This is a genomic window from Halobacillus sp. A1-3 (genome assembly GCF_050971765.1).
GTDB lineage: Bacteria > Bacillota > Bacilli > Bacillales > Halobacillaceae > Halobacillus > Halobacillus mangrovi_B.
Genome location: NZ_JBPCEO010000008.1, coordinates 1 through 14,884, shown reverse-complemented (window position 1 = coordinate 14,884; position 14,884 = coordinate 1). Strand labels below are relative to the sequence as shown.

Annotated in this window: 13 protein-coding genes and 10 tRNA genes; 3 read left to right on the top strand and 20 right to left on the bottom strand. The window is 41.7% G+C overall.

What is annotated here, in order from left to right; all coding sequences use genetic code 11:
• The first annotated feature begins 2 nt into the window (after positions 1–2).
• Positions 3–2,576: a YfhO family protein gene (locus ACRYKC_RS14345; RefSeq protein WP_433807500.1), complete on the top strand. Its 2,574-nt coding sequence runs from the start codon at positions 3–5 to the stop codon at positions 2,574–2,576.
• A gap of 50 nt (positions 2,577–2,626) precedes the next feature.
• Here the strand turns inward: ACRYKC_RS14345 and trxB are convergent, their stop codons facing one another.
• Entirely contained in the window at positions 2,627–3,580 is a 954-nt protein-coding gene (trxB, locus tag ACRYKC_RS14340) for a thioredoxin-disulfide reductase (RefSeq protein WP_433807498.1), read from the bottom strand.
• Positions 3,581–3,810: 230 nt separating this feature from the next.
• Between trxB and ACRYKC_RS14335 the strand changes: the two genes are divergently transcribed.
• The gene (locus ACRYKC_RS14335) at positions 3,811–4,080 is read left to right on the top strand and encodes a phospholipase (protein ID WP_433807497.1); all 270 of its coding nucleotides are present in this window, start codon (positions 3,811–3,813) and stop codon (positions 4,078–4,080) included.
• A gap of 87 nt (positions 4,081–4,167) precedes the next feature.
• Here the strand turns inward: ACRYKC_RS14335 and ACRYKC_RS14330 are convergent, their stop codons facing one another.
• The 8 genes from ACRYKC_RS14330 to sigW form a co-directional block, all read right to left on the bottom strand.
• Positions 4,168–4,365, bottom strand: a complete 198-nt coding sequence (locus tag ACRYKC_RS14330) for a hypothetical protein (RefSeq protein WP_433807496.1) — start codon at positions 4,363–4,365, stop codon at positions 4,168–4,170.
• 302 nt (positions 4,366–4,667) lie between these two features.
• The gene (locus tag ACRYKC_RS14325; protein WP_433807494.1) at positions 4,668–4,931 is read right to left on the bottom strand and encodes a hypothetical protein; all 264 of its coding nucleotides are present in this window, start codon (positions 4,929–4,931) and stop codon (positions 4,668–4,670) included.
• Between the two features lie 277 nt (positions 4,932–5,208).
• The gene (gene glmS, locus ACRYKC_RS14320) at positions 5,209–7,011 is read right to left on the bottom strand and encodes a glutamine--fructose-6-phosphate transaminase (isomerizing) (protein WP_433807492.1); all 1,803 of its coding nucleotides are present in this window, start codon (positions 7,009–7,011) and stop codon (positions 5,209–5,211) included.
• 489 nt (positions 7,012–7,500) lie between these two features.
• Entirely contained in the window at positions 7,501–8,853 is a 1,353-nt protein-coding gene (glmM, locus tag ACRYKC_RS14315) for a phosphoglucosamine mutase (protein ID WP_085026824.1), read from the bottom strand.
• Positions 8,854–8,929: 76 nt separating this feature from the next.
• Positions 8,930–9,904, bottom strand: coding sequence for a CdaR family protein (locus ACRYKC_RS14310; protein WP_433807489.1), 975 nt, complete (start codon positions 9,902–9,904; stop codon positions 8,930–8,932).
• A complete protein-coding gene (cdaA, locus tag ACRYKC_RS14305; protein ID WP_085026828.1) occupies positions 9,897–10,709 on the bottom strand; it encodes a diadenylate cyclase CdaA in 813 nt (270 codons plus the stop codon). The genes ACRYKC_RS14310 and cdaA overlap by 8 nt, the downstream gene beginning before the upstream one ends.
• A 283-nt stretch (positions 10,710–10,992) precedes the next feature.
• Positions 10,993–11,643 carry a zf-HC2 domain-containing protein gene (locus ACRYKC_RS14300; RefSeq protein WP_433807487.1) on the bottom strand — a complete coding sequence of 217 codons (651 nt, stop codon included), beginning with the start codon at positions 11,641–11,643 and terminating at the stop codon, positions 10,993–10,995.
• A gap of 18 nt (positions 11,644–11,661) precedes the next feature.
• Positions 11,662–12,225, bottom strand: coding sequence for an RNA polymerase sigma factor SigW (gene sigW, locus ACRYKC_RS14295; protein ID WP_433807485.1), 564 nt, complete (start codon positions 12,223–12,225; stop codon positions 11,662–11,664).
• Positions 12,226–12,388: 163 nt separating this feature from the next.
• Between sigW and ACRYKC_RS14290 the strand changes: the two genes are divergently transcribed.
• Positions 12,389–12,583 (top strand): Spo0E family sporulation regulatory protein-aspartic acid phosphatase, encoded by a 195-nt coding sequence (locus ACRYKC_RS14290; protein ID WP_433807483.1) that lies wholly within the window; start codon positions 12,389–12,391, stop codon positions 12,581–12,583.
• 14 nt (positions 12,584–12,597) lie between these two features.
• On the opposite strand, the gene rocF is transcribed toward ACRYKC_RS14290, so the two are convergent.
• From rocF to ACRYKC_RS14235, 11 genes are all read right to left on the bottom strand, one after another.
• On the bottom strand, positions 12,598–13,500 hold the full coding sequence (gene rocF, locus ACRYKC_RS14285) for an arginase (protein ID WP_433807481.1): 903 nt from the start codon (positions 13,498–13,500) through the stop codon (positions 12,598–12,600).
• 243 nt (positions 13,501–13,743) lie between these two features.
• Positions 13,744–13,819 (bottom strand) — tRNA-Ala (locus ACRYKC_RS14280).
• 3 nt (positions 13,820–13,822) lie between these two features.
• A tRNA-Gly gene (locus tag ACRYKC_RS14275) sits at positions 13,823–13,897 on the bottom strand.
• A 63-nt stretch (positions 13,898–13,960) separates the two neighbouring features.
• Positions 13,961–14,033, bottom strand: a tRNA-Lys gene (locus tag ACRYKC_RS14270).
• 113 nt (positions 14,034–14,146) lie between these two features.
• Positions 14,147–14,221 (bottom strand) — tRNA-Gln (locus ACRYKC_RS14265).
• A gap of 106 nt (positions 14,222–14,327) precedes the next feature.
• Positions 14,328–14,413 (bottom strand) — tRNA-Tyr (locus ACRYKC_RS14260).
• Between the two features lie 26 nt (positions 14,414–14,439).
• A tRNA-Thr gene (locus ACRYKC_RS14255) sits at positions 14,440–14,515 on the bottom strand.
• A gap of 17 nt (positions 14,516–14,532) precedes the next feature.
• A tRNA-Val gene (locus ACRYKC_RS14250) sits at positions 14,533–14,608 on the bottom strand.
• A 7-nt stretch (positions 14,609–14,615) separates the two neighbouring features.
• A tRNA-Glu gene (locus ACRYKC_RS14245) sits at positions 14,616–14,690 on the bottom strand.
• A gap of 15 nt (positions 14,691–14,705) precedes the next feature.
• Positions 14,706–14,777 (bottom strand) — tRNA-Thr (locus ACRYKC_RS14240).
• 3 nt (positions 14,778–14,780) lie between these two features.
• Positions 14,781–14,855: transfer RNA gene (locus ACRYKC_RS14235), tRNA-Asn, on the bottom strand.
• Between the last annotated feature and the right edge of the window lie 29 nt (positions 14,856–14,884).

Below are 14,884 nucleotides of genomic sequence, written 5' to 3'. Positions count from 1 at the left end.
CTATGAAAAAATTTCTTTGGATCTTATTAGGGAGCCTCCTGGCTGCAAGCCTGTCGCACCTTTTTTTCTTGCAAGAATGGGCGGACGGCGGCTATATGGCTGGCCCAAACGACGGTTTGAACCAGATGCTTCCTTTCAAACAATTAATCTATGAGAATTATACAAGCGGAAATTTCTTTTACTCTTTTGAATTCGGATTTGGCGGGGGCATATACGGACAGCTCGGCTACTACTTTTCGACCAACCTTTTCTTCCTTTTGACGATAGTAGTCGTTTTCCTGCTTGAACTCATGCACATCATCGATGCTCCTGATGTGCTGTTTTGGGCTCAATTAACTGTCTTCACCAGTACCCTGAGAATGGCGACAGTCATAGTCATAACCACTTATGTTTTCCGCTATTTTTCCATCCGTGCTTTGCCAGCTTTCGTAGGTGCAGCTTTGTATGGATCAAGTGTCATCTACTTCCGCCACGTCATCTATTGGGAGTTTTTCGCTGATGCGTTTTTATTTATTCCAATACTGGTTTTAGGTGTAGAAAAAATCATCCGTGAACAAAAACCAGGCTGGTTCCTTTTTGGAGTAGCTGCTACTTTGTTCAACAATTTTTATTTTTCCTACATATCCCTGCTGTTTATCGGCATCTACCTGTTGGTACGCTGGTTGATCCCATTGGAAAAGCACGAAACAGGAAAGCTGAAACAAGTGAAGCTTTTTTTAATTTCAGGAGGTCTTGGATTCGGGATTGGCTCCCTCGCCTTCATTCCGACTGTCTATGCTTATTTAAACAACTACAGGCCATCCTTTAACCAGGAAAGACCATTGCTTGACCTATCTGATAATATCTTGCTCGACAGTCGGACATTTTTACTCGCTGGTGTTGTCGTCATTTTCTTGTTCCTGTTTTCCTTTTACAAAAACCGGCTATTCCGTTTCTTTGCATCTATGACAATCCTGTTTATCATTTTTCACTTCAGCCCTTTTATGGGGAGCGTCTTCAATGGGTTCTCCGCACCACGAAACCGCTTTGAATATGGAGGTTTTTTTGTAGCCGGAGCACTTGTAGCCGTGAGTTTACATCTCAGCAGACACATAAAGAAAACAGAGCTCTTTATAGCTGTTGTACTCACTATATTGATGTACAGAATCTTTGCTTTGTCGGATCAGCATTACAGTATTGATAACATTTATGATGTGTATATGATTGTCCAAATTGCCGTTACAGTCGCTTCTGTTTATTTAATCAGTATGACTAACAAAAAGTTAAAGAGGGTGGGGATCTCTCTTCTCGTCCTTATTAATGCCGGCATGATGAATGCCTATCAATACGATAAGCTTTTTACAGCAGGAAACATCCAGGCTACAACAAAAGATTATATCCAAAGTGATGCTTATGATTCCGAAAAGCAAAGCAAGCTCATCGAAACTATTGAAAAACAAAACAAACATACCTTCTACCGTGTGGAATGGAGAGGGATGGATGACAAAAACAATATGCCGCTTATCCAGGACTTTCAGGGCACGAGCGTTTATTCCAGCATTTTAAATAAAAACGTCCTGTTTTGGTATTATGACAGCCTGGAAATCGATATGAAACGAGAAAGCATCAGCCGTTATTCCGGCTTTGGTGACCGTGCCAATCTCTACAGCCTAATGAAAGGGAACTATATTGTTACTCATGAAAATAAGGAGAGGAATATGCCTTATGGATTTGAACCCTTCCTTTCAGAGGGTGGCTATCAAGTGTATCAAAATACCAATAAGCTCCCATTCGCACGAACAACCAGCACCGTTTACAGTGAGCGTTCTCTTGAAGATACATCCATGGTCGGAAGAGAACATGCGATGCTGCAAGGGATCGTGTTAGAAAATCCGAAGCAGACTACAACTTCTATAGAGCCGCTTCCTAACCTTATGGATCAGGCTGAAGTTGAAAGCGTCCGCTCCACTTATAAAGACGGACAGTTGAACGTAGAAGAAAAAACAGGCGGTATTGATTTGAAGCTTTCTAATGTTCCTGAGGAAGCGGAGGACCTGTATGTATCCTTTTATTTGAAAAACAATGTAAAGGAAGCTCCGTGGTTCCCTTTACACGTTAATGATTTTAAAACGTCGAGAAAATCCAGAGAATCTTTTTATCGTACAGGGATTAATAACATCACCATCAGGGTGCCTAAAGAAGAGAAGATCTCGATTAGAGTACCTAAAGGCAGTTATCAACTGAAAGACCTGGAAGTTTATTCTGAAGATTATAAAGTACTTGAGAAGGTATCCAGCGATAGACCTCAGCCTGCAAACGTTGAAGTAAATGGAAATCAAGTGCATGTCCAATTGGATAATCAAAAAAATCACCGTTATTTGACCATCCCTGTTCCCTATGAAAAAGGCTGGCATGTAAAAGTAAATGGCGAACAAAAAGACATCTTAAAAGCCAATTATGCTTTTCTTGGTGTCGAACTGGAGGAAGGTAAGAATGACATTACTTTTACGTACCGTCCACCTTACTTTTCACTCCTATCTATCCTTTCTATTCTATCTTTGATGGTTTCACTTATATGGCTGAGAAAAAGAAGATGATAAGCTAACCCCCTATGGATAAAATAAAACATCCATAGGGGGTTCTTTGTCTAAGATAGGTTTTGACTCCAATCAATCGTCGCTTCTCCTTCAAGGAACCGCTCGGAATCCATAGCTGCCATACAACCGGTACCTGCAGCGGTAATAGCCTGACGATACTTTTGGTCTTGCACATCACCACAAGCAAATACTCCAGAGATATTTGTATTCGTTGTTCCAGGTTCTACAAGAATGTACCCTTTTTCATCCATATTGATTTTGCCTTTTAAGAACTCTGTATTCGGATTGTGACCGATAGCGACGAAAATCCCATCCGTTTCAATGACTTCTTCTACCTCTGAATCATTGTCCTTCACCTTGAGGCCTGTAATCTTCATGCCGTCTGATATCATTTCAACAGGTGTCTTATTTAGCGCCCAGGTAATCTTGTCATTGCCTTTCGCGCGATCTTGCATAATCTTAGAAGCTCTCAGATCATTCCGGCGGTGAACGACCTGAACTTCATTCGCAAATTTAGTGAGGAAGTTCGCTTCTTCCATCGCAGAATCTCCCCCGCCTATAATAACGACTTTTTTCCCTCTGAAAAAGAATCCATCACATGTGGCACACGTGCTGACCCCGCGGCCCATGTTTTCTTTCTCACCAGGGATCTTAAGCATTTTAGCAGAAGCCCCAGTTGAAATGATTAACGTCTGCGTTTCTAATTCACCAAGACCGTCCACCGTCAATTTGAATGGACGCTGATCAACGTTCACGTCCGTGACCCAGCCCCGCTTGAAAGTTGCACCAAAACGTTCGGCTTGCTTTTTCATATTATCCATCAATTCTGGTCCCATAATGCCATCAGGGAATCCTGGGAAATTTTCAACTTCGGTTGTTAGCGTCAATTGTCCTCCCGGCTCCGGTCCTTCGATTACGAGCGGCTCCATATTCGCTCTCGCTAAATAGACAGCCGCTGTAAGCCCAGCTGGGCCTGTTCCTAAGATGATCGATTGATACGTCATGAATGATCCTCCTATTCCAATAAGTAGTCCTATTCTTGTTATAGTTTGTTTCTCCTGTGGTCATTCATTCAAATAATGACTATTCGTAACTATTTATACCCGCTTCTTCGACCTCTTTAACAATTTCACCTTTCAATCCTTATGGACAAACGACCACTCTTCTTCCCTAAATTCTACATATAGTATTCATAGCAGTACTTATATATGAAGAATAGAGGGGTGAAAATTCTATGCACAGAAGGGCAGGTTTCTGTTTATTCCCAGGTTATAAATATTGCGGACCAGGGTGCAGTGGGCCGGGAGAACCATTAAATGCAGTCGATGCTGCCTGCAAACAGCATGACGAGTGTTATCGATATTATGGAAATTATTGCGAGTGCGATTTAGCTTTTATTGAACAATTGGAACGTTTGCAGAATCCGTACACAATTGAAGGGCGTCATGCCAGAAGGATGTACAAATATATGAAATTCCAGCGTTTTTTCACATGTGCGTTTTAAATTATAGGTTCTGTTAAAGATCTTTGTATATTGGAATAAATCAAACCTTACTTATAAGAATTCATTAACTTTAACAGAGTCTTCCTTTCATTTCTTTGGTTCTAAAATGGTCCGTTGAGTCGGAACGCGAGCAGTCGTTACAATTTGCGGATGTAAGACGTAAATTCTCCCATCAATTTCAAAATGAAAATTTCCAATGTAGTTTGCTTCTTTTTCTCTATTATTCAATTCGATCTCAATAGCCTTTACATATTTATTATAATCTTTGTGCCATCTTTGTGCCATTCATCCAAGTGCAATACTCTATTGCCTTTCTTGTACCCAGAAGATTTATAGATAAAATATCCAATAAGCAAGAATGGAGAAAAAAATTAAGAAACCAATAAATAGATCCAATTGAGCTCCTCCTTCCCCTAACATACGACCAAGTCAGGATATGGTTTCAATAACAACGGAAATGAGGAGAGTAGTATATAAACTTTGTTGAACTTCTGATAGTAGCCAAACCAAACAAAAGAGAGCGTGAATTCATCAAGGAATACACGCTCTCTTTTTTGTACTATGGATGAAGGATTCAAATACGCACCCTATTCATACATATCGCGAAGTCTCTCTAGATCTGCCAAAAACTTATGAATGTCCTCCTGACTCAACCTCACCAGTAATTGATCATATAAAGATAGAACCTGGCCATCTACTTCGTCTTTATGCTTTTCTAAGTATTCATAGAGCTGATTCACTTGGTTTTCTTTTAAAACCGATGTGGTCTGCAAATGTTTGACTTGGTTCAATGTAAACTCCTCTTGCATTTCATTATACGAACCAGAAATAATCTGTCCTATTATTTCCATTCTTCATCACCTCAGGTCTTAGCTTGGACGTTTTAAAGTGATGTTAGTCATTTATTTCTGCTTAGCTTCTTCCTCTTGTTTCAAGGATTCTGTCTCTACACGATCCATAAAAACGTAAACAACCTAATATTCTTTTTCTTGCCTCCAAGTTTCATCAGTGCTCTGCCAACAAAATTAGTGCCTTTATTTTGCCCTGGTGCTCCACACGGTCAACCATTCAAGCAGTGCAAACAGAAAAAAGCTTGGGTCTAAGAAGACCCAAGCTTTCTAGAAATATTTATTCAACAGTAACACTTTTTGCAAGGTTACGTGGTTTATCTACATCACAGTCACGGTGAAGGGCAGCATAGTAAGAGATCAGCTGCAACGGTACAACAGACACGAGTGGTGTCAGAAGGTCGTGGACGTGTGGGATAACAAACGCATCCCCAGCTTTGTCTAAGCCTTTCATGCTGACAATTAAGCTGTTGGCACCACGTGCTTCAACCTCTTGGACGTTACCACGGATGGAATAGTTTACGTTTTCCTGTGTCGCGAGAGCGATGACAGGTGTACCTTCTTCGATTAAAGCGATCGTTCCGTGCTTCAATTCTCCTCCGGCAAATCCTTCTGCCTGGATGTAAGAGATTTCTTTCAGTTTAAGAGAACCTTCAAGACCAACATAGTAATCAATGCCTCGACCGATGAAGAAACAGTTACGTGTTGTTGGCAAGTATTCACGAGCCAGATCCTCAAGCTGCTCTTTTTGATCTGTGAGAGCTTCCATTGCGTTGGCAACAATACCTAACTCTTGCATCGGATCGAAATCTAATTCGATTCCTTTTGCACGTGCTGTATCAACCGCTAGGATTGCAAGAACAGCCATTTGAGCTGTGTAAGCTTTTGTAGAAGCTACAGCAATCTCTGGGCCAGCGTGCAAGTGCAGGGTATAATCTGATTCACGGGAAAGGGTGGATCCAGGGACGTTCGTAATCGTCAACGCTGGATGACCAAGTTCTTTTGTTTGGACAAGGACAGAACGGCTGTCGGCTGTCTCACCACTTTGGGAAATATAAACAAATAATGGCTTTTCTGATAGAAGCGGCATATTATAAGAGAATTCACTAGCTACATGAACTTCTACAGGGATGTTCGCCAACTTTTCGATGAATTGTTTTCCAAGAAGTCCTGCATGATAACTTGTTCCTGCTGCAATAATATAAATGCGGTCGCAAGCTTTCATCGCCTCACGAACTTCAGGGTCCAATTTAATTTCATCGTTCTCATTCTGGTATTCCTGGATGATACGACGGATAACGAAAGGCTGTTCATCGATTTCTTTCAGCATGAAGTGAGGGTACGTTCCTTTTTCAATATCTGAAGTATCGATTTCTGCTGTAAATGGTTCGCGTGTTACGGATGTACCGTCTACGTCCTGGATTTCAACTCCATCACGGCGAACAATTACCGTTTCTTTATCCATAAGCTCTAAAAACTGATCGGTTACATGAAGAGCTGCCATTGAGTCACTAGCTACAACATTAAAGTCATCGCCAAGACCCACAAGGAGCGGGCTCTTGTTTTTAGCCACATAAATAGTATCTTCATTTTCAGCGTCGATTAGAGCAATCGCATAAGAACCAGTTAAAAGCTGGACAGCTTTACGGAATGCAGCGGCTACATCGTTCATTTCATTGTGCAATACTTCAATCAGTTGAACGACGATTTCCGTATCTGTTTCACTTTTCAGCTCAACATCTGCAAGGTATTCATCACGTACGTCCACGTAGTTTTCGATTACTCCGTTGTGAACGATAGTGAAGCGGCCTGATTTACTCTGGTGAGGGTGCGCGTTTTCTTTGCTTGGAGCACCGTGAGTCGCCCAGCGAGTATGACCGATACCAAGCGTAGCTTTAACATTTTCATCTACGGCTTCTCTTAAAGTGGCGATACGTCCTTTCACTTTGAAGACATCAACACCGTCTTGGTTCAGTGTTGCAATACCCGCAGAATCATAACCGCGATATTCCAACTTTTCTAGTCCATTAAGCAAAATTTCTTTCGTATCCTCTTGTCCAATATATCCTACAATTCCACACATAATTATTGTCCTCCTCAATCTTCTGAAGAAGGGCAACGAAAAGACATCTGAAAACAAGGGGCTATTCGTCGCCCCTCTCCCGTCGACATTTTAGTTTTATAGACACTTTGTTTAAATGATTTGGACAAAGAGTCGCCTCTTTGGTTTAACATTTAAACATTCAGTTGAAGTGTGGCAACCGGGAGGCATCCGCCGAATGCTCGATGAACCTCCTCCTCGTCAACTGTGTTTCATCAAACACAGCCCTGGCGCTTTTATTACTATTAATTGAACTTCTATCCTCCTTATTTCGTTTGAATAAAAGCTCTTTACGTCATTTACCGGAAACGCAGTCTTATAAACGTTTTCCGCCAAATCTTTCAAGAACAAATCTCATTTTACCTGACAATCGTTTCAAAGGTCAATCAAAATTTCGGCTCGTTAATAAAATGTAAGCCTGATGTAATATATGCGCAGGATACAGCCTCGTGAACCCTGCGCAATTGTTCCCTATTCGTTCTCCATGCCCAATTCTTCAACGACCACTTGGACAACTTTATCCACGTATGTCTCACACTGTTCTTCTGTAGGAGCTTCTACCATGATACGAACAAGTGGTTCTGTACCAGATGGACGGACAAGGACACGGCCGCTGTCACCCATTTCCTCTTCCACAGCTTGAATAGCCTCTTGGATACGCGGGTGAGTTTGCACGCGGTTTTTATCAATGACACGTACGTTCTTCAATACTTGTGGGAATTTTTCCATTTCACCCGCTAGTTCAGATAATGGCTTCCCTGTTTCTTTTATCACATTGACCAGTTGAAGAGCAGACAACAGTCCATCTCCTGTCGTATTGTGATCAAGAAAGATAATGTGGCCTGACTGTTCGCCTCCAAGGTTATAACCCCCGCGACGCATTTCCTCCATGACATAACGATCGCCTACAGCGGTCTTGTCACTCTTCATCCCATTCGCTTCAATAGCCTTATAAAAACCAAGGTTACTCATGACCGTAGATACAACCGTGGAATGGTTCAATGTTCCATGTTCGTTCATATGCTTTCCACATATGTACATGATGTAGTCTCCATCAACAATGTTTCCTTTTTCGTCAACAGCGATTAAACGATCGCCGTCTCCATCAAAAGCAAGACCGATATCCGCGCCTTTTTCTTTCACTAGATTTTGCAGTGATTCTGGATGAGTAGACCCTACTCCGTCATTGATGTTCAGCCCGTCAGGAGACGATCCAATAGAAGTAATATCTGCTTCTAAATCAGCAAACAAATGAGACGCTAAGGATGATGTCGCTCCGTGTGCACAGTCAAGAGCTATGTGCAAGCCGTCAAAATCATAATCAACAGTCTGCTTCAAGTACTGAAGGTATTTCTGACCGCCTTCAAAATAATCATTAATCTGTCCGAGGTCTGACCCTGATGGACGAGGTAGAGTATCTTCTTCTGCATCTATCAACGCTTCGATTTCTTCTTCTTGAGCATCTGTCAACTTGAAGCCGTCCGGCCCGAAGAATTTAATTCCATTATCTTCGACTGGATTGTGAGAAGCAGAAATCATAATCCCCGCTTCCGCTTGAAGGGCTTTTGTCAGAAAAGCAACTCCTGGAGTAGAAATGACGCCTAGACGCATAACTTCTGCTCCAATGGAAAGAAGACCTGCAGCCAAGGCCCCTTCCAGCATTTCACCTGAGATTCGAGTGTCACGTCCAATCAAAATTTTTGGACGCTGCACTTCTTTTGTTAATACATACCCGCCATATCTTCCTAATTTAAATGCGAGTTCTGGTGTTAATTCTTTATTTGCTACGCCACGGACACCGTCCGTTCCGAAATATTTACCCATTGAATAATCAACCTCTCTTTCTGTATTCCCGTTGTTACATCAACATTTGTGGTGCTCTATCGAAATTCAAATTAGTCTATTGAGTTTGTTGAGTATCGTCATCGACATCGATTTGAACCTCAATCGACTCTGGGTCAATTTCAGTGACCCCCTTTGGTACAGGGATATCGACCTCAACCGTTTCATCTTGCGTTACTTCCGATAAATCAACTGGGATCTCCGGAAGACTATCAATTTCAGAAATAACCTCCTCCGGACCATAGACCGTCACTTCTGAAGTTTCCGTCGTAACTGAGTTGACCACTACACCTTGAGGAGCTCCTCCTTGTGGTTCTAAATCAATCCCTACTTGCTTCTGACGTTTAGAAATCGGTACAGAAACATTAACCGTAGTAGGATCAACTAAGACATTCAGCTCATTTCCTTGATTATCATACACCTTCACAGGGGCTTCTTCATTTTCTACTGCTTCCTCAGCATTACTAACGTCAATGATCGCTTTGACAGTAGCCACACGATTCACAACAGAAGAGGATCCGGTGATCGTAACCTGTGCAGGGTCTACTTTTGGCTCACCAAGAGTCAACTCGTTGCTAAGCTGCCTTTCATTAATGTAGTCGACATTGACCTCGTACTCTTCGCTGACTTTTTCCTCAATTGTTACTTCAATGGTCTTTGGTTCAATTCTCACATCCAATTGATTGGATATACCTGAATGTTGAAGCGATACTTCATGCGTTCCAGGACCAAGACCATTTAAATCAACAAATACAGTAAAGTTCTTCTGTCTGACTACTGGAGCAAGCGTACTGGCCGGGCCTTCCACTCTTACTGAAACTTCTTGAGGCAAGCCGCTTACTACATACTCCTCACTATTAAAACGAATTTCAAGCGGAATGTTCTCCATCACTTCCATATCAGAAGAAGTATCATTAAAGAACAGGGAATCAGAATCCATGTTATCATCTACGTTCACCGTCACCCATAATAATCCTGCAAGAATCAAGGAAATGATACGGATGAACCAAACGCTTTTAAACCAGTTATCCATTCTTTTTCCCCCTCCAGTTCCAGGATTTTACCGCAGGGGCGGAGTAATCTAGTTCAGTTCGCAGAATCTCTTCCAGCTTTTCTTGATCGATGTCACGATGCAATTCACCGTTTTTCGTACAAGAAATCGCTCCGGTTTCTTCTGAAACGACAATGGTCAGCGCGTCCGTTACCTCACTAATTCCCATCGCTGCCCGGTGCCTTGTACCTAGCTCCTTAGAAATGAAAGGACTCTCAGATAAAGGCAGGTAACAAGCAGCAGCTACAATTTCGTCATCTTTAAGTATAACAGCGCCGTCATGCAGCGGTGTGTTCGGTATAAAGATATTGGTCAGCAGCTCACTCGAAAGATGTCCACCGACTCTTATTCCCGTTTCCACATAGTCTCCCATACCTGTATCGCGCTCAATTGTAATCAACGCACCAATTCGACGCTTGGCCATATAATGACAGGATTTAATAATGGCCTGAATAGACTTCTCTGTATCTTCTTCTTCAGAGGTATTCCTGCTGAAGAAACTTCCCCGTCCAAGCTGTTCCAGTGCTCGTCTAAGCTCTGGCTGAAACAGGATGATGATGGCAAGAAAACCCCAAGTGATCGCCTGTGACATCAGCCACCTTAATGTGGTCAGTCCAAATAAATTACTCAATAACCATATTCCCAGGACAACGAAGATCCCTTTTAACAATTGGACCGCTTTTGTTCCTTGGATTAGCATGATTAATTTATATACAACAAACCAGACAAGGGCGATATCAACAGCTATTAAGAAATAATCTAATACATCAAATCCCCCATCAAGCATGCCTACACTTCCTTTTATTAAGAAATAAAGCTATTGTTAGAAAATTTTTACCTGTATTATTATATCACATTTCAAATGTCTTCGAATATGAGAAGATATCTTTAGAAGAAAAGCGCGCTATATGCCTCTTTTTCTCAACAGAAAGAAAAGGACCAATAACTTATTCCCCCTTTTTCTCTTACCAAAGCGCAGGACTAAAGCCCTTTTCCCCCCCCCAACATTATGAAATAATATTTACTCCTACACTCAAAAAACCAGGATGGAGATACCATCCTGGTCATTACTAATTTGAATCAACAGAAAATATGTCACTGACCACATTTTTCGTATGGTACCACATCCACTCAAAAACCTGGTTAACTTCAGTCAATTCACCTGTATAAGCTCGAAGGTTGGATGAATCCAACCCTTGATTTATATTCTGATTTTCTTCGTCAAGAATATCACCATTAATAATGGTCACATCCCCATCAATCTTTCCTTCAATTCTCAAATCACCGTTCCGGACGACGAGGTCGCCTTGAACGGTAACACCTTCAGGAACAATAACTGTGTTGTCTCTGATTTCTAAATTCTCTTGTTTTGAAACTGTAACTTGATGGTCTTGATTCCATGCGGTTAACACACTGCTGAACATTAATATAAAAAATACAGCGGCAGCGGTTAAAATCGGGTACTTCTGAAATAGACGGGCATAATTCTTCTTCTTTTTCTCTTTAGGAAGATTAGCCATTACATTAGCCGTAAAATTGTTCGGGGCAGATACAGGCCCTGTGTTTTTAATTAATGTTGCCGTTTTCTTCAGTTCATGAAAATGACTCTGACAGGATGGACAAGCTTGTAAATGTTCACGCAGTCGTCTCTCTTCTTCTTTATCTAAATCTCCATCCATGTATTTATGCATAAGTGCAACAGCTTCTTTATTGCATTTCATAATTCCCTCTCAACTCCTTTACACATGTCGAAGCCTTTTGCGTAAAGCTTCCCTGCCTCTATGGACTCTCGTTTTTACTGTTCCTACTGGAATATCTAGGACTTCAGCGATTTCCTGGAGAGCAAGTTCATCTAAATATCTTAGCACTATAACGCTTCGATACTTGGGCGGCAAGGCTAAAATTTCTCGATGGATATAAGTTTGAAGTTCCAGACTTTCTACTTCCTCTTCCGGCAATGCCTGCTCAGCAGCCAGTTGAGAATACATATCCAATCCGTCAGTCCCTTTTACTTCTGCATCGAGATGATAATCCGGCTTTTTTTTACGTATCCGATCGATCGTCAAATTAGTGGCAATCCGATACAGCCACGTAGAAAATTTCCTGCGATTATCAAACGTATGAATGTTCGTATAAGCTCTAATAAAGGCTTCTTGTGCAAGATCTTCCGCTTCATAAGCGTTCCCAATCATACGAAAACAGATGTGATACACTTTATTCTGATAAAAAGATACAATGTCTTCAAATGCTGATTGGTCACCTTTTTTTACTTCTTTAACTTTCTGTTTAATCATGGTTTCCATCTGCTATACCTCCGCTATTGTTGCGGTCGATATCCTTTACGGATGACCCCACCCCTAGGTTTCATAAAAATATATTTTTTTAATTTATAATATAAGTTTAACTCTTTTTATTATCGGATATAAGAGAGTAGATGTAAAAAATTGCATTGGAGGAATTACAAACATGAAGCGAGAAGTTATTTTGATTAGGGAAATCGAACATTGTCGTTCTGAGATGAATCGTGTGGCTCGCGTACATCCGCTGACTTCTCCTGAGGTATTAAGAATGAGCATTCGCCTTGATCAATTGATGAACGAATATGAAGGTTTAAAACAAAAAAGACAGCAACCTGCCTTTAGAGAGGCAAGTTACTGCTAAGATAATTAGATAGATTATTTTAAGCTTTCTCCAAAAAGAGACCCCATCAAACCGACTGCTAATGTAGCGGTCTTATTTTTTTCGTCAAGAATAGGGTTAACCTCTACGAATTCCGCTGATGTAATCATTTCAGATTGGAACAACATTTCCATTGCCAGGTGACTTTCGCGGTAGCTTAATCCACCAAGTACTGGCGTTCCCACTCCTGGTGCTTCATTAGGATCCAATCCATCTAAATCGAGACTCAAATGTACACCATCCGTACGATCTTTCAAGTAATCAACTGCTTCTTCCATCACTTTAGTCATCCCCATACGGTCAACCTCATGCATTGTGTACACTTTAATTCCTTTTTCCTTAATTAACACACGTTCACCCTCGTCCAATGAACGCGCACCAATAATGATGACGTTTTCAGGTTTAATTTTAGGCTCATATCCATAGATATTCGTAAGCTTTTCGTGACCGACTCCTAAACTAACAGCTAGAGGCATTCCATGAATATTTCCAGAAGGAGAACTGTCTCCTGTGTTTAGATCGCCGTGTGCATCGTACCAGATAACTCCTAAATTATCATAATGCTTAGCGACTCCTGCCAATGTCCCCATTGCGATACTGTGGTCTCCGCCCAGTACTAGAGGAAAGCGCCCGCCTTCTACCACTTGATCAACCTTCTCAGCTAAACGCTCTGTGCCTTCAGCAATCTCATTCAAGTTACGCAAGTTATCCTGTTTAGGATTCGCTTCTTGAGCGGGACGTGTGATTTCAATATCCCCCAGGTCTTCAATGTCATATTTCAATTGAGATAATCGCTCAATCATACCGGCGTAACGGATGGCACTTGGCCCCATATCTACTCCTCTGCGCATTTGACCTAAATCCATAGGAACACCTATTACGGAAAGTTGTTTATTCATTTAAGTCTCCTCCTTTATTCGATACTTTAATTGTATCCGTTTTTACAGGAATGACTCAACTGGACAAGAAAGTGTATATATATGCGTATTCTGCTATGTAAACGCCTGTAATATTGCATGTTTACAAATTCCATCTATCTTATCCAATCAAATAAATTAAATAAACACAAAAAAACTGACACCAGGATGATGTCAGTTTTATCGTCGGTTATTGAAGTTAAAGCTGGTAATGGAAATTAAGTATGGTGGAGCCTAGCGGGATCGAACCGCTGACCTCCTGCGTGCAAAGCAGGCGCTCTCCCAGCTGAGCTAAGGCCCCGTATGGAGCGGGAGACGGGATTCGAACCCGCGACCCCCACCTTGGCAAGGTGGTGTTCTACCACTGAACTACTCCCGCTTAATTTTGCTTTTTCTTTCATATGATTTATATCAATACCCTAAAATACCAAATTAATAGAAATGAGCCATGAAGGATTCGAACCTTCGACCCTCTGATTAAAAGTCAGATGCTCTACCAGCTGAGCTAATGGCTCGTAATAAAAATTAAATCTCGTAAGTTTGATGAGTGTCTTTTCCGATAACATCTATGTACTCATGTTCATGATTCATTAAACGACTTTGATCATCGTCCATTATAGTTAAAAAATGGCTGGGCCAGCTGGATTCGAACCAGCGCATGACGGTACCAAAAACCGTTGCCTTACCGCTTGGCTATGGCCCAACAGTTACAAACATAGTATAGACTCTGTGTCGGAAATTATACTCCAAATACAAATGTTTTTTCATAAAAATAAGCTGATCAAATGAATGCCAGCAAATTTAATAAATGGTGGAGGGAGTAGGACTCGAACCTACGAACCCGATGGGAGCGGATTTACAGTCCGCCGCGTTTGGCCAACTTCGCTATCCCTCCACGATTTAAAGTATAAAAACTCTTAGTGGTGCCGGCCAGAGGACTTGAACCCCCAACCTACTGATTACAAATCAGTTGCTCTGCCAGTTGAGCTAGGCCGGCTAATTATAAAAGTTAAATGGTGGAGGATGCAGGGATCGAACCTGCGACCCCTTGCTTGTAAGGCAAGTGCTCTCCCAGCTGAGCTAATCCTCCATATTGTTGGTGACCCGTACGGGATTCGAACCCGTGTTACCGCCGTGAAAGGGCGGTGTCTTAACCACTTGACCAACGGGCCTAGCGTTCTTCTCAGAGCTTCCAGCCGGATTTGAACCGGCGACCCCTTCCTTACCATGGAAGTGCTCTACCACTGAGCTATGGAAGCAAGTGGCTCCAACGGTAGGATTCGAACCTACGACCGATCGGTTAACAGCCGATTGCTCTACCACTGAGCTACGTTGGAATAATAAAAAGCATAAAGATAAGAATGAC

What these genes read in the sequence shown, in the direction of transcription:
- ACRYKC_RS14330 (WP_433807496.1), bottom strand. Translation starts at nt 4,365, where the DNA reads ATGGCACAAAGATGGCACAAAGATTATAATAAATATGTAAAGGCTATT.
- ACRYKC_RS14300 (WP_433807487.1), bottom strand. Translation starts at nt 11,643, where the DNA reads ATGAAATGCAATAAAGAAGCTGTTGCACTTATGCATAAATACATGGAT.
- ACRYKC_RS14335 (WP_433807497.1), top strand. Translation starts at nt 3,811, where the DNA reads ATGCACAGAAGGGCAGGTTTCTGTTTATTCCCAGGTTATAAATATTGC.
- ACRYKC_RS14290 (WP_433807483.1), top strand. Translation starts at nt 12,389, where the DNA reads ATGAAGCGAGAAGTTATTTTGATTAGGGAAATCGAACATTGTCGTTCT.
- glmS (WP_433807492.1), bottom strand. Translation starts at nt 7,011, where the DNA reads ATGTGTGGAATTGTAGGATATATTGGACAAGAGGATACGAAAGAAATT.
- ACRYKC_RS14310 (WP_433807489.1), bottom strand. Translation starts at nt 9,904, where the DNA reads ATGGATAACTGGTTTAAAAGCGTTTGGTTCATCCGTATCATTTCCTTG.
- glmM (WP_085026824.1), bottom strand. Translation starts at nt 8,853, where the DNA reads ATGGGTAAATATTTCGGAACGGACGGTGTCCGTGGCGTAGCAAATAAA.
- cdaA (WP_085026828.1), bottom strand. Translation starts at nt 10,709, where the DNA reads ATGCTTGATGGGGGATTTGATGTATTAGATTATTTCTTAATAGCTGTT.
- ACRYKC_RS14345 (WP_433807500.1), top strand. Translation starts at nt 3, where the DNA reads ATGAAAAAATTTCTTTGGATCTTATTAGGGAGCCTCCTGGCTGCAAGC.
- trxB (WP_433807498.1), bottom strand. Translation starts at nt 3,580, where the DNA reads ATGACGTATCAATCGATCATCTTAGGAACAGGCCCAGCTGGGCTTACA.
- ACRYKC_RS14325 (WP_433807494.1), bottom strand. Translation starts at nt 4,931, where the DNA reads ATGGAAATAATAGGACAGATTATTTCTGGTTCGTATAATGAAATGCAA.
- rocF (WP_433807481.1), bottom strand. Translation starts at nt 13,500, where the DNA reads ATGAATAAACAACTTTCCGTAATAGGTGTTCCTATGGATTTAGGTCAA.
- sigW (WP_433807485.1), bottom strand. Translation starts at nt 12,225, where the DNA reads ATGGAAACCATGATTAAACAGAAAGTTAAAGAAGTAAAAAAAGGTGAC.